We start from the raw sequence: 13,979 nt of genomic DNA, 5'->3' as shown, positions 1-13,979 counted from the left end.
TGGTGTTTTCGCAGCTCACAGCGGGGGAAGAGAGAAATGGCGAAAAAAGATGATAAGAGATGGTTTGTGGCAATCTATCGGAATAAAAAACCGGTTCACCAGAAAACGGCTGAACCGGTTGTGTGAACTGGACCACTAGGGCTATTGTGGCGTCGGCGCCTCAGGAGGGAAAAGCAAGCGGGGCTGCGTAATCCACTCGTGTACATCCCTGCCTACCGGCAGAGTCCTGGATGAGGAAGACCATGAGAAAACGTCTCGCGGTCGCCGCAGCAACCGTCCTTGCGCTGCTGGCGTCCGTCTTTGCCCTCACGCAGCCGGCGAACGCGGCCACCGGGCTCCACGTCAAGAACGGCCGCCTGTATGAGGCCAACGGCCAGGAGTTCATCATCCGTGGCGTCAGCCACCCCCACAACTGGTACCCCCAGCACACCCAGGCGTTCGCCGACATCAAGTCGCACGGCGCCAACACCGTCCGGGTGGTGCTGAGCAACGGTGTCCGGTGGAGCAAGAACGGTCCTTCTGACGTCGCCAACGTCATCTCCCTGTGCAAGCAGAACCGCCTTATCTGCATGCTGGAGGTGCACGACACCACCGGCTACGGCGAGCAGAGCGGGGCCTCCACGCTCGACCAGGCCGTCGACTACTGGATCGAGCTGAAGAGCGTGCTCCAGGGCGAGGAGGACTATGTCCTCATCAACATCGGCAACGAGCCCTACGGCAACGACTCCGCGACCGTCGCCCGCTGGGCGTCGGACACCTCCGCCGCCATCCAGCGGCTGCGCGCCGCCGGATTCGAGCACACCCTCGTGGTGGACGCCCCCAACTGGGGCCAGGACTGGACGAACACCATGCGGAACAACGCCGACCAGGTGTACGCCAGCGACCCCACCGGCAACACCGTCTTCTCGATCCACATGTACGGCGTCTACTCCCAGGCGTCCACGATCACCAGCTACCTGGAGCACTTCGTCAACGCGGGCCTGCCGCTCATCATCGGCGAGTTCGGCCACGACCACTCCGACGGCAACCCCGACGAGGACACGATCATGGCCGAGGCCGAGCGGCTCAAGCTGGGCTACATCGGCTGGTCGTGGAGCGGCAACGGCGGCGGAGTCGAGTACCTCGACATGGTGTACAACTTCGACGGCGACAACCTGAGCCCGTGGGGCGAGCGGATCTTCTACGGCCCTAACGGTATTGCGAGCACGGCCAAGGAGGCCACGATCTTCGGCGGCTCCCAGCCGGGCCCGACCGAGGAGCCGACGGAAGAGCCGACCGAGGAGCCGACTCCGACTCCGCCTCCCGCGGAGGGCGACTGCACCGCCACCTACGCCACCATCGGCAGCTGGGGCGGCGGCTTCCAGGGCGAGGTGACGGTCACCGCGGGCGACTCCGCGATCTCCTCGTGGCAGGTGAGCTGGACCTTCCCCGGCGGCCAGAGCGTGGCCCACGGCTGGAACGCCAGCTTCAGCGGCACGAGCACGGTGACGGCCAGCAACCTGTCCTACAACGGCCAGCTGGGTGCGGGACAGTCCGCCACGTTCGGCTTCATCGGCTCGGGCGACGCGCCTAGCTCGCTGACGCTGAGCTGCACCGCTCGCTGATCCTCTCCGCTCATCCCCACGGGGGAGGAACCACGGAGAGAAGCGGCCCGCGGGGCTGAGCCTCGCGGGCCGCTTGCTGTGCTCAGGGGCGCGCAGCCACCGCGCTGCACATCAGGACTGGAGCTTGCTCCGCACCCACTGTCCGGACGCCTTCAGCGACGAACCGCTCCACGGGCCGCCGGACGCGCAGGTGCCCGGCTGGAAGACCGCGCCGGAACGGAAGTCGTCCGAGTAGTTCCACTTGGTCCACCCGATCTTCCGTTCCGCCATCAGGTCGATGTAGCGGTCGGCCATCTGGAAGTCGTTGGCGCCGTCACCGGTGTAGGTCTCGGTGCCGAACTCGGTGACGAAGACCGGGAACAGCTCGGAGGCCTCACGCAGCGCGTTGAGGTAGTTGTCGCGGTGCGAGGCCGCGTAGAAGTGGAAGGCGTACATGATGTTGGAGGCGTTGACCGGGTTGGCCGCGATCTCGGCAGGGCCGGAGCCTTCGGAGACGCCGAGCGACGACCAGCCGCGGGTGCCCACGATGATCACCGAGTCGGGGTCGCGCTGGCGGATCACCGGGATGACCTCTTCGGCGTAGCTCTTGATGGAGGCCCAGCTCACTCCGTTGGGTTCGTTGGCGATCTCGTAGAGCACGTTGGTCTTGCTGGCGTGGCGCTGGGCGATTTCCGCGAAGAAGGTCTTGGCCCGGTCCAGGTTGTAGTGGGGATCGCCCGGGGTGAGGATGTGCCAGTCCACGATCACGTACAGGCCGCGCGCCGTGGCCATGTCGATGAGCTGGTGCATCCGGTCGGTGAAGCCGCGCGGGTTGGTCTCGTAGCCGTCTTCCTGGATGTACATGGACAGGCGGATGATGTCGGCCTTCCAGTCGTAGGCCAGGGCGTCCAGCGAGCTGTCGGTCAGGCAGTGGTCGAACCACTGGATGCCGTGGGTGCTCATGCCGCGCAGTTGGACCGGGTTGCCGTGCTCGTCGCAGAGCTGGGTGCCGCAGACCTGGACTTTGCCGTACCGCTCGACCGGGGTGCCGGTGCCGGGCTGCGTGCCGGGGTCGGGGGAGGGGGTTCCGGGACCGCCGGGGCCGCCCGGCTCGGAGCCTTCGTCGCAGGGGGCGCCGTTGATGGTGCAGTGGGTGGGTTCGCCGCTGCCGGAAGCGATGAAGCCGAAGGAGGCGGTGCCTCCGGGCGGGATGGTGCTGTTCCAGGAAACCCCGGTGAAGGTGTGGGAGTTGCCGCTGCTGGTGTGCTGGGCGTTCCACACCTGGGCCACTGTAGTGCCGCCGGGCAGGGTGAGGACGACCTCCCACTGGGAGACGGTGCTCGAGGTGTCGTTGCGGACGGTGACGGACGCGGAGTAGCCGTTGTCCCACGAGGATTCTTTGGTGACTGTGGCGGTGAGACCGGCGGCCTGCGCGACTCCGGGGGAGAGGAGCGCGATCAGCAGGGCGAGGGCCGCGGTCACCGCGACAGCGACCGGAGGGCCGCCCTTCCGGGCGGCGGGGGATTTCGCCATGGTTCCTCCAAGGGGAGAGGGGAGGAAGAGCGCTATGGGAGCGCTCCCATATAGGGATGCGCATTCCGCGACAGAATCGGGGAAGGAGGAATGCGCCGTTCTCGTTATGTAGTGAGACCGTAGCACAAAGTCAAGAGCAATAAGTGATCTAGGTCACTCAAAGAAGGAGGGGTGCTGGATGAGGTGAAGTTCCGGGAGCATGGGAGGAACCCCGACGCCTGGCCAGTGCGGCCCAAGGGAGGACGACCGGCGATGCACGACACCTGGACCGCTATCGACTTCGAGACCGCCAACCGCAACCAGGGCAGCGTGTGCGCGGTGGGACTCGTGCGAGTCACCGACGGGCGGATCGTCGACCGCTACACCACCCTGGTCCGTCCCCCGGCCCCCGTCGACCACTTCGAGCAGGACAACATCGCGGTCCACGGGATCACCCCCGAGCACGTCGCCGACGCCCCCGCTTGGCCGCAGGTCCACACGACCATCCTGGAATTCGCCGCGGGCAGCCCGTTCGTCGCGCACAACGCAGTGTTCGACATGGGCGTGATCCGCGCTGCCTGCGCGCACGCCGGCCTCCCCGAGCCCTCGCTCCACTACGCGTGCTCCTTGGACATCGCCCGGCGGACGTGGCCCGCCCTGCGGAACCACCGGCTGCCCACGGTCTGCCGCACGATCGGCTACGACCTGCGCCGCCACCACACCGCGGACGCCGACGCGGAAGCCGCCGCCCACGTCGTGCTCGCCGCACTCCGGCACCACGGGGCCGCCACCCTGGTCGAACTGTGCCAGCGGCTCCGCCGTCCGCTGCGGCGCACCCCCGCGCGTCCGGCACCGCAGCACTGCGCCCCGCAACCGCTGTGGTCCGAGGCCGGATTCAGCGAATAACCGGCGAAGGCCAGGGACCGAGACCATGCCCACCCCACTGCCGCCGCACCCGGCCGGGGGAAGAGTGCCGTGGCGGACGGCGGTACTCCGGACAACGACGGACCGTGCTCCTGTGCGCTCAGTACCTCCGGAAAACGTCCCACCGTCCGCCGAACTGACACGGTGGCTTCGGGGATCTCATCGACGCGTGTCCACTTGCTGGTCAAGCGGCCTGCAGACCACACCCCGCCGCACGGTTGCCGCGGGCTACAGGTCGGACGGGCGGCAGCGGAACACCTGGAGCCGGCGTCCGTCGTAGTACTTGTCGGTTTCGCCGACCCACTCCATACCGATACGGCGTGCCGTGGCGATGGCGCGCTTGTTCTCCGCCCGGGCGACCGCAAACACTTCTTCCAGTCCTTGCTTGAACGCCCACCGGATCAGGGCTCGGCTCGCCTCCGTGGCGTAGCCCTGCCCCCACACGTCGGGGCGCAACTGCCAGTTGAGCTCGAAGTCTTCCTCGAACGGGGGCATCAGCCGCAAGGAGAGGCCCCCGATGACCTCCCCGTCTTCTGTGCGTACCACCGCCCACCGCCCAGCCGGAGGTACCAGGTTCGGCTGCGCCTCGACCCATGCTTCCAGGACCGAGCGCATCGCGGAGACGTCGTCGACCGCTCCCGTGCTGATCCACCGCGCTACTTCAGAGGAGCCGTAGATCTTGTAGGCGGCCTCGACATCGTCGAGGCTCCAGTCTCTGATCAGGAGACGCTCAGTGCGCAGGGGTGGTGTCATGGAACTCATAGGCAGCGATATACCCGATTGGTCCATACCTGTCACATAAGGTTTTCTCAGATTTGACAGGGCTATGGGCCTTTGTCCCGGGCGAACTCTGGCCAGCGCTCGTGGACGAGGGCCTGCACCTGCCGGTCGAGCGCGGGGGCGCCCCGGCGGTTGTCGACGGCCACGTGAGGCGCTGCGGGCGGCTCGGTGGGGCGGACCCGTGCGGTGAACGCGGCGAAGTCCGCGAGCTTTCCCGCATCCTGGGCCCGGCCGCGGGCGATGAGGCGTTCGCGCAGGGTCTCCGCGTCGCTGCGCACCCACACCACGTGCACGGGTACTCCGCCCAGTTCCGCTACCCAGGCGCGCCACCGGGACAGGTCGCGGATCTGCTGGGTGAACGGGGCGTCCAACAGGACGGGGCAGCCCGCGGCGCGGATCTGCCGCGCCGCCGCGGTCATCCCCCCGTACTCGTGCGGTTTGATGTGCGCGTCGTACCAGGGGCCTTCGCGCTCCCCGTGGGGGCGGCCGTGCGCGCTGAGCAGCGCGGCCACACAGCCGCTGTACAGCGTGTCTTTGGCGAGCAGGGCGGGGACCGGGAAGAGGTGGCGCAGCAGCAGGTCCGCCACGGTGGACTTTCCTGCGCCAGGGGCTCCCGCCACGACCCACACGGGGGCCGGGCACTGCAGGGACGGTGATCGGCTCACCCGTCCAGTGTGGCGTGCCGCAGGCCGTCCTTCCCCGCGGGTCCCGCGCATGCGGCGCGGGGTTCTGGGAAAGTGTCCACCCCACACGGGACCGCCGCTGAAGAGGAGGCACATATGCGCGCCGCACGGTGGGCGGAACGCCGCCGACATTCCATGGACCGGCCGGGAACCTCTGAGGCGTCCTGGCGGGGATGGCCCGCCCTGCGGGAGTTTCCCGCGGTGCACCTGGCGGGGATCACGAGCGCGGTCGTCATCGCCGCGCACCCCGGGGATGCGGTCCTGTCGGTCGGGGGGACGATTTCCATGCTGGCTGCTTCCGGGGCCCGCGTCCGGATGGTCTCTGCCAGCACGGGGGACGTGGCAGACTCGGGAAAACGCGGCACCCCGTGGGAGTGGTGGGGCGAGGTGCGGCATGCCTTGCAGATGCTGGGCGCTGACGGGGTCGAGATCGTCCAGTTGCGGGACTCCGACGGTCACGGCGGTGGAGGGGGCGAACCGCAGGCGGAGACGCTGACCCGGCTGTGTGCGGGCTTCGACCTGTGCCTGGCCCCGTGGGAGGGGGACCGGAATCCCGCCACCGAGCCGGTGGCCCGGGCCGCCCGGCAGGCCGCCGCTGCCTTGGACATCCCGGTCCTGGGCTGCCCGGTCTGGTTGTGGCATTGGGCGCACCCCGAAGATCCCCGGGTGCCGTGGGAGCGGATGAACCGCATCGTCTTGTCCGAGGAGATCCGGCAGCTCAAAGTCGACGCGATTGCCTGCCTGAACGTGTGGGGCGGCACGAGCCGGGTCGCAGCTGACGGGATGACCCTGACCACGGAGAAGGTGGCGCACTTCATCCGGGATGCCGAGCTGGTCTTCCGGTAGCCCGCGGTGCGGCGCGGGCGGCAGTCCGGTTCAGCGGCGGGCGACGCCCAGCAGGTGGTGGAGGACGAGGTCCTCGTAGACGTCCCCGAGCTGCTGGGGGGTCATGCTGGAGGGGTCGTACCAGTTCAGGGTGGAGTCCAGGGTGTCGAGGACGGTTGTCGCGGTCACGGGCTCCCCGGAGCCGTCTGCAGGGGTGAACACGCCGTCGGTCCGGCCCTGGTCGATGATGCGGGCGATCCGGTCGTGGTAGGCACGCAGTAGCAGGGAGAGCTCCCGGTAGCGGGGCGGGGAGATCGCCCGCAGGGTGCGCAGCAGGGACCTGCGCAGGGTCAGTTCGACCCGGTAGCGGCAACTGTGCTCGATGTGGCGGCGGACGAGGCGGCGCATCTGCTCTACCGGGGATGCGGGGGCCGTGTTGGCGGGCTCGGCTGCGGTGAGCAGGCGGACCCGGTCCACGACGAGCCGGTAGACCAGGTCGAGCCGCGTGGGGAAGACCCGGCGGAGGTCGTCCGGGTCGACGCCGGCTGCGGCGGCGACGGCGTCCAAGCTGACCCCGGTAGTGCCGTGGCGGGAGAAGAGCTGGACGGCGGTGTCGAGGACGTGGAGAACGAACGGTGCGTCCGGTGCGGCGAGATCAGTGGTCGTCATGATCGCTCACCCGGGCCCGGCGCAGGAGCGGGCTGCGTGGGCCAGTGTTGTGCGGGGGAACCTCCTGTGGGGAGGGGAGTTCGGGTGCAAACTGAGGAGAGGATAGCGCCGCCCGTGTGAGGAAGACGTGAGTTTTCCTCTCCCCCGGAGCAAGGGTGTTCCTCCTCACCCCTTCCGCCCGGGAGCGACCGGCGAATCGGTGGGATATCCCCCGGGGAGGCTTTTCACTCCCGACCCAATGTCCTGCTTTCCTGCCCCTTCCTCAGCGGACGCCTCCGGTGTGGCCGGGGGAACTGGGCGGGAGGGAGGGGCGTTGCCGGAAGAGAGAACTGCTAAGAAAGATATGCGCGTCCCACAGTGCACCCCCGCACCGAACAGAATCGAACGAGGCCAGAAGATGATCCCCGATCAGCGTCGCGAACACATCCTCAAACTGCTGCAGGAACGCAACGTCCTCAGCATCAGTGAGCTCACGTCGATGCTGTCCGTCTCCCACATGACGGTGCGCAGGGATATCCAGGCGCTGGAGAACGAGGGCAAGGTCCTCTCCGTGACCGGGGGCGTCCGCCTGGCCGCACGTCTGAAGAGCGAACCCTCCTATCTGGCCAAGGCCCAGCTCGAGGTCCCGGCCAAACGCGCCATCGCCCGAGCCGCCGCCGAGCTCGTCCGGGAGAATTTCACGATCTTCTTGGATGCGGGGACGACCACGCTCCAGATGGTGCCGCTGCTGACCGACAAGGCAGGGCTGACCGTGGTGACCAACGACTTCAACGTGGTCGGCCACCTGATGGAGTACCCCAATATTGAACTGATCCACACCGGGGGTGTGGTGTCGCACGCGGACCATTCCTCGGTCGGCCAGTTCACCGCCGAGTTCCTCCGCCGGGTCAACGTGGATATCGCGTTCATCGCGAGCAGCTCGTGGGATGTGGAACGCGGTTCCACGACGCCGTCGGAGGCCAAGGTGGTGGCCAAGCAGGAGCTGCTGCGGGTGGCGTCCAAGAGTGTGCTGACGGTGGACAGCACCAAGTACGGCAAGTTCGGTACGTTCACGGTCGCCCGGCTGGAAGAGTTCGACCTCATCATCACGGACGACCGCCTGCCCGCCAACGCGGTGCAGCAGATGCGGGAGCGGGATATCCGCCTGCAGCTCGTCCCGTTGAACTGAGCCGCCTGCGGGTTAGCCCGCGGGCGGGTCCGGGCAGCACAGCTCCAACTGGATGCCGTCGGGGTCTTCGAACATCAGCAGCGGCCCGTGGTCGCCGTGGAGGATCGGGGTGTGCTCCACTTCGAGCGCGTCCAGCCGCTTCTCCCACTCTTCGAGGTCGTCGGGGGAGGAGACGGCGAAGGCGAGGTGGTCCATCCCGGCGTGCCGGGGGTCGAAACGGGCGTTGAAGTGGTCGGTGTGCTGGGTGAGGCAGAGCACCAGGCCGTTGGGGTGGCGGCAGAAGGTGCGTCGCCAGTGCGGGCCGTCCTCGGTCTTGTATTCGTGGAATCCGAGGACGTCGCGGTAGAACTCGACGCTGGTGTCGCGGTTGCGCACGGACAGGGTGATGTGCGCGATTCCCGCCAGACTCGACACGGGCACCCCTTTACGGCGGTGGAGTGGTCGCCGCGCAAGCGTGGAGAACAGGGTAGACACAAGCGTCCAGGGTACGCCTCTGCTTCGGGGAAACGGAACAGGACAGGGGCAATGGTGGAAAATGTGCCGCACCTGTGCTACCGGAACGTTTCTGAACACCAGGGGCGGCTGCTCCTGCCTGGCCAGAGGCATGGGGACGGCAGGAGGTCCCGGACGCGGGGGAACACTCCTCCGGTGACGGTAGAGACCTAGGGCCGTTGCTAACCTCACCTTTAGTGAACCGGTTCATTGAGCCAGCGCGGGGAGACAGGATGAGGCGTCCGACGATCGTGGATATCGCCAAGGCCGCAGGCGTTTCCAAAGGAGCGGTCTCCTACGCGCTGAATGGTCGGCCTGGAGTCTCGGACGCCACGCGGCGCCGCATCCTGGACATCGCCGAGCAGTTGGGCTGGGCGCCGAGCAGTGCGGCGCGTTCCCTGTCGGACGGTCGGGCCTGGGCGATCGGCATGGTGGTGGACCGTCCGGCCAAGACGCTGGCCGCCGAGCCGTTCTTCATGCAGTTGATCGGGGGGATCCAGCTCGAACTCGACGGCAGCCCGTTCTCTTTGTTGATGCGCTCTGCCGAGGACCGGGACGTGGAGACGGCCACGTACCAGCGCTGGCATGCGGAGCGCCGGGTCGACGGGGTGCTGCTGGTGGATTTGCGCCGTGACGACCCTCGACTGCCGTTTGTGAAGGAGCTGGGGCTGCCCGCGGTCGTGGTCGGCGGTCCCGAGCACACCCAGGGCCTGCCGTGCGCGTGGACGGACGACGCGGAAGCCATGGGGGAAGTGATCCGGTATTTGGCCGATTTGGGCCACCGGAGGATTGTCCGGGTGGCGGGTCCGGCGGAGTTCGTGCACACCGAAGTTCGGTCGCAGGCATTCGCCAAAGTGGCGCGCGAAGTGGGGTTGACTCGGGCAGAGATCGTTCACGCGGACTATGTGGAATCCCGCGCCGCGGATATTACTCGCGAGTTGCTTTCTGCGGAGAACCCGCCGAGCGCACTTGTTTTTGACAACGATTTGATGGCAGTGGCGGCGTTGGGCGCGGCGCAGGAGATGGGGGTCCCTGTTCCGGAGCGGCTGTCGATCGTGGCCTGGGACGATTCCCGGATCTGCCAGGTCATCCGCCCTGCGCTGACTGCGGTGGGGCGCGAGGTCACCCAGCACGGGAGAATTGCCGCGTCTTTGCTGATGGAAGTGATTGAAGGGCGTACTCCCCGTTCCCGGCAGACTCCGCCGAGCCGGCTCATCCCGCGGGCAAGTACGGGCCCCGCTGCATTCTGATCACTTCTTGACCTCCGCTTGACCAAGGTGAAGTAAGTTCGTTGTAATCCAGTCAGGTGTGTACGGTGCGGTGGGCGGGTTTGCTGTGCAAACAGCACGTCCCGCGTAAACCGGTTTAGTTTTCATAACACAGTCTTGACGCTAAACCGGTTTATTGATGTTCTTTCGTTCACTCCCGTCTGTGATCTGTGTGGCGGAACGGGCGGGAGGGGAGAGCAACAGCCGCATCTGCTGGCAAAAACCCGCGTGACCAGACGAAAGGCTACGGGGGGCCTTCGTTTGGGAACGCTCCCAAACAACTGTTGCCGGGCCACGCGTCGGTAACAGATGGAGGAGAGAAGAAGAACGATGCGAAACCGCTACAGGTTTCTGATCCCCCTCGCACTGGTCAGCTTGCTGGCCACATCCTGCGGGGGTGACACAGAGGGCGACGGTGGAGCGACAGGGGACTACCCCCGTGCGGAGACCCTCTACACCGGTGGTACCCAGTGGGGGCCGCCGAGCACGTGGAACCCGCTCGACACGGGTAACTACGCCACCGGAACGGTGGGTCTGGTCTACGAGACCCTGTTCCTCTACGAGCCGCAGACTGGAGAATACATCCCCTGGCTTGCGGAGAGCGGCGAGTGGGTCGACGACAAGACCTACGAGCTGAAGCTCCGCCAGGGCGTCAAGTGGAGCGACGGCGAAGACTTCACCGCCGACGACGTGGTCTTCACCGTCGAGATCGGCAAGTACGAGGGCTCCTCCTACCACTCGCTGTGGGAGTGGCTCGAGAGCGCTGAGGCCGTCGACGACTACACGGTCAAGTTCACCTTCTCCAAGGCCAACTACGCGCAGTGGGCCAACTGGCTGTACTTCAACGCCATTGTGCCCGAACACATCTGGTCGGAGCGCTCCGAGGAGGAGATCCTCACCGGCGCCAACGAGGACCCCGTCGGCACCGGCCCGTACCTCTACGAGACCCACGACCAGGACCGCCAGGTCTGGAAGAAGAACGAGGACTGGTGGGCCACTGAGGCGCTCGGCCACGAGGTCAAGCCCACGTACATCGTCGACGTGGTCAACACCAGCAACGAGGCCGCGCTGAGCCAGGTGCTCCAGGGCAACATCGACATCAACAACAACTTCCTGCCCGGTATCGCGCAGCTCGTCCAGGGCGGCTACCAGGTCCAGACCTACTTCCCTGAAGAGCCCTACATGCTCGCGGCCAACACCGCGTGGCTGGTGCCCAACACCACCAAGAAGCCGATGGACGACCCTGAGTTCCGCAAGGCGCTCTCGGCCTCCATCGACATGGACGAGATCGTCAACAACGTCTACGGCGGCCTGGTCACCGAGGCCGACCCCACCGGTCTGCTCCCTGTCTGGGACGACTACATCGACACCGAGGTGGTCGAGAAGCACGCCACCCCGCGTGACCCGAAGGTCGCCAAGAAGATCCTTGAGGAAGCCGGCTACGAGGACACCGACAACGACGGCTTCGTCGAGACCCCTGACGGTGAGCCGATCGATCTGACCCTCATCGTTCCCAGCGGCTGGACCGACTGGATGGAGGCCGCCCGGGTCATCAGCGAGAGCGCGAGCGAAGTCGGTATCAAGGTCACCACTGACTTCCCCGAGTTCAACGCCCTGGTGGACCAGCGCAACAGCGGCGAGTTCGACCTGGTGATCAACAACGAGCGCCAGATCAGCAACACGCCGTGGACCTACTACGACTACATCTTCCGCCTCCCGGTCCAGGACCAGCAGACTACGGTCAACTTCGGCCGCTACGAGAACGAAGAGGCCTGGGAGCTGGTGGGTGAACTCGACGGCATCCCGGTTGAGGACACCGAGAAGATCCGCGAGGTGGCGGGCAAGATCCAGAAGATCCAGCTCGAGGAGATGCCGGTCATCCCGCTCTGGTACAACGGCCTGTGGGCGCAGTACAACAACTCGGTGTGGACCAACTGGCCCTCCAGCGAGTCCGACAACAACTACCTGCCCTCGACCTGGCGCGGCTACTTCCAGCTCGGCAGCATCCTGATGCTGACCGAACTGGAGCCCGCCTCGGAGGAAGAGTAGGCAGCGAGTTTCGAGAAGTGGTCTTCCGGTGATTAGCCCCCGTCCCGCCGCCCGCTCCCGGGGAGTGGAGCGGCGAGACGGGGGCCCCGTATGGCCACCGAGCCCAGGAGGGCCCGTTGCGTAAATACTTCGGCCGCAAGATTTTTGTCTACGCGCTGACCTTCTTTGCAGCAGTCACCATCAACTGGATGATCCCGCGGCTGATGCCCGGTGACCCCATCAAGAGCCGGCTCGCCCGTGCTTCGCTCAACGACGCTGGCGCAGCGGAAGCGTTGTACGGGTACTTCAACAAGATGTTCGGCCTGGACCTGCCGCTCTGGCAGCAGTACCTCAACTTCTGGGTCTCGCTGTTCCAGGGCGACCTGGGGATTAGCATCTGGAACTTCCCCACGCCTGTTATTGACCTGATTTTGGGAGCGGTCCCATACAGTCTGGGACTCCTGCTGCCCTCGATTATCCTGAGCTGGCTCGTCGGCAACTGGTTCGGCGCCTACGCCGCGCGGAGCAAGTGGCTGGACAACACGATCCTGCCCATCGGCTACATCCTCACCGCTACTCCCTACATGTGGCTGGCGCTCCTGCTGGCCTGGAGCCTCGGCATCGTCGCGGGCCTGTTCCCCGCCGCAGGATCGTACGGCCTCTCCCTCCAGCCTGCGTTCACTTGGACGTTCATCTCCAGCCTGCTGGAGCACTGGTTCCTGCCGTTCCTGTCGCTGTTCCTGGTCGCCCTGGGCGGCTGGGCCATCGGCATGCGGAACATGATCATCTACGAGCTGGAGTCCGAGTACTCCAACTACCTGCAGGCGCTGGGCGCGCCGCGTCGCTTGATCCGCAAGTACGCTTTCCGTAACGCCATGCTGCCCCAGCTCACCGGCCTGGCCGTGCAGTTGGGCACGGTGGTCGCGGGCGCGCTGCTCACCGAAATCGTCTTCTCCTACCAGGGCCTGGGCTACCTGATCCTGCAGGCGATCCAGAACCAGGACTTCTTCCTGCTGCAGGGAACCTTCCTGTTCATCGTCATCGGCGTACTGATCGCTAACTTCATCATCGACATCGTCTACGCCCTGGTCGACCCGCGTGTCCGCGTCCAGATGCAGGGAGGAGCCAAATGACAGCCGCGCAGCCGCTGCCCGACCCGACCACGGCTCCGGAAGAGCCGGCGGTCGCCACACCGAAGGCGCCCCGGCTGGAAGCCCTCTACTTCGCACTGCGCAATCCCAAGCTGGTCGTCGGCCTGTCGATTGTGCTCCTGTTCCTGCTGGTGGGCCTGGTCGTCCCGCCGTTCTTGGAGCACACCCCCGGCGAGCGGTACGCGCCTCCGCTGCTGCCGCCGTCGGCAGAGCACTGGTTCGGGACGACGCAGTTCGGCCAGGACCTCTTCACCCAGTTCGTCTACGGCATCCGCTCGACGTTCCTCGTCGGCTTCCTCGGCGGCGGGATCGCAGCCGTCATCGGCATGACGATCGGCTTCGTCGCCGGATACAAGGGCGGCTGGATCGACGAGGTCCTCAACATGCTGACCAACGTCGTCCTGGTCCTGCCCACCCTGGCGGTGCTGTTCATCATCGCCGCCTACGTGGACTCCTATGGCGTGGTGACGCAGTCCTTCTTCATCGGCATGACCTCCTGGCCGTGGGCTGCGCGTGCGGTCCGCTCCCAGGCGCTGTCGCTGAGCTCGCGCGACTTCGTCGACCTGGCCCGCCTGAGCGGTGTCCGGCCATGGAAGATCATCGTCCGCGACATCGCGCCGAACATGAGTTCCTACCTGTTCATGACGTTCATCCTGCTCTTCGGCGGCGCTGTGCTGGCCGCCGCAGGACTGGACTTCGTGGGACTGGGCCCGAACGACGGCATGTCGCTGGGGCTGATCATGCACCAGGCCGTCAAGTGGGGCGCCCTGCAGTTGGGCGTGTGGTGGTGGTTCGTGCCTCCGGGCCTGGGCATCACCGCGATTGTCGGCTCGATGTACGTCATGAACGTGGGGCTGGACGAGGTCTTCAACCCCAAGCTGAGGGAGATGTAGCAG

Annotated in this window: 13 protein-coding genes; 8 read left to right on the top strand and 5 right to left on the bottom strand. The window is 66.4% G+C overall.

Annotated features, from left to right (window positions below; translation table 11 throughout):
* Positions 1-242: 242 nt before the first annotated feature.
* The gene (locus tag TF1_RS03170) at positions 243-1,604 is read left to right on the top strand and encodes a cellulase family glycosylhydrolase (protein WP_011291347.1); all 1,362 of its coding nucleotides are present in this window, start codon (positions 243-245) and stop codon (positions 1,602-1,604) included.
* Positions 1,605-1,715: 111 nt separating this feature from the next.
* Here TF1_RS03170 and TF1_RS03165 read toward each other — a convergent pair whose 3' ends face one another.
* On the bottom strand, positions 1,716-3,116 hold the full coding sequence (locus TF1_RS03165; protein WP_011291348.1) for a cellulase family glycosylhydrolase: 1,401 nt from the start codon (positions 3,114-3,116) through the stop codon (positions 1,716-1,718).
* Positions 3,117-3,368: 252 nt separating this feature from the next.
* Between TF1_RS03165 and TF1_RS03160 the strand changes: the two genes are divergently transcribed.
* Positions 3,369-4,001, top strand: a complete 633-nt coding sequence (locus TF1_RS03160) for a 3'-5' exonuclease (RefSeq protein ID WP_011291349.1) — start codon at positions 3,369-3,371, stop codon at positions 3,999-4,001.
* Positions 4,002-4,247: 246 nt separating this feature from the next.
* Here the strand turns inward: TF1_RS03160 and TF1_RS03155 are convergent, their stop codons facing one another.
* Both TF1_RS03155 and TF1_RS03150 read right to left on the bottom strand, forming a co-directional pair.
* A complete protein-coding gene (locus TF1_RS03155; RefSeq protein WP_016188402.1) occupies positions 4,248-4,772 on the bottom strand; it encodes a GNAT family N-acetyltransferase in 525 nt (174 codons plus the stop codon).
* 71 nt (positions 4,773-4,843) lie between these two features.
* Positions 4,844-5,515 carry an AAA family ATPase gene (locus TF1_RS03150; protein ID WP_082797688.1) on the bottom strand — a complete coding sequence of 224 codons (672 nt, stop codon included), beginning with the start codon at positions 5,513-5,515 and terminating at the stop codon, positions 4,844-4,846.
* A 63-nt stretch (positions 5,516-5,578) separates the two neighbouring features.
* On the opposite strand from TF1_RS03150, the gene TF1_RS03145 reads away from it, so the two are divergent.
* Entirely contained in the window at positions 5,579-6,328 is a 750-nt protein-coding gene (locus TF1_RS03145) for a PIG-L deacetylase family protein (RefSeq protein WP_061783621.1), read from the top strand.
* 30 nt (positions 6,329-6,358) lie between these two features.
* On the opposite strand, the gene TF1_RS03140 is transcribed toward TF1_RS03145, so the two are convergent.
* Positions 6,359-6,976: a TetR family transcriptional regulator gene (locus TF1_RS03140; RefSeq protein ID WP_061783620.1), complete on the bottom strand. Its 618-nt coding sequence runs from the start codon at positions 6,974-6,976 to the stop codon at positions 6,359-6,361.
* Positions 6,977-7,373: 397 nt separating this feature from the next.
* On the opposite strand from TF1_RS03140, the gene TF1_RS03135 reads away from it, so the two are divergent.
* The gene (locus tag TF1_RS03135) at positions 7,374-8,144 is read left to right on the top strand and encodes a DeoR/GlpR family DNA-binding transcription regulator (RefSeq protein ID WP_038043447.1); all 771 of its coding nucleotides are present in this window, start codon (positions 7,374-7,376) and stop codon (positions 8,142-8,144) included.
* 12 nt (positions 8,145-8,156) lie between these two features.
* Here TF1_RS03135 and TF1_RS03130 read toward each other — a convergent pair whose 3' ends face one another.
* Positions 8,157-8,558 (bottom strand): VOC family protein, encoded by a 402-nt coding sequence (locus TF1_RS03130; protein WP_016188407.1) that lies wholly within the window; start codon positions 8,556-8,558, stop codon positions 8,157-8,159.
* Between the two features lie 311 nt (positions 8,559-8,869).
* Between TF1_RS03130 and TF1_RS03125 the strand changes: the two genes are divergently transcribed.
* From TF1_RS03125 to TF1_RS03110, 4 genes are all read left to right on the top strand, one after another.
* Positions 8,870-9,886, top strand: coding sequence for a LacI family DNA-binding transcriptional regulator (locus tag TF1_RS03125; protein ID WP_011291356.1), 1,017 nt, complete (start codon positions 8,870-8,872; stop codon positions 9,884-9,886).
* A gap of 348 nt (positions 9,887-10,234) precedes the next feature.
* Complete coding sequence (locus TF1_RS03120; RefSeq protein ID WP_011291357.1) at positions 10,235-11,953, top strand: ABC transporter substrate-binding protein; 1,719 nt, start codon at positions 10,235-10,237, stop codon at positions 11,951-11,953.
* A 116-nt stretch (positions 11,954-12,069) separates the two neighbouring features.
* Complete coding sequence (locus tag TF1_RS03115) at positions 12,070-13,065, top strand: ABC transporter permease (protein ID WP_011291358.1); 996 nt, start codon at positions 12,070-12,072, stop codon at positions 13,063-13,065.
* On the top strand, positions 13,062-13,976 hold the full coding sequence (locus tag TF1_RS03110) for an ABC transporter permease (RefSeq protein WP_011291359.1): 915 nt from the start codon (positions 13,062-13,064) through the stop codon (positions 13,974-13,976). Before TF1_RS03115 ends, TF1_RS03110 begins: the two co-directional genes overlap by 4 nt.
* Positions 13,977-13,979 lie beyond the last annotated feature (3 nt).

The sequence above is a fragment of the Thermobifida fusca NBRC 14071 = JCM 3263 genome (assembly GCF_001592045.1).
In the GTDB taxonomy this organism is placed as follows: Bacteria; Actinomycetota; Actinomycetes; order Streptosporangiales; family Streptosporangiaceae; genus Thermobifida; species Thermobifida fusca.
This window is presented reverse-complemented; position numbering and strand designations above follow the sequence as displayed.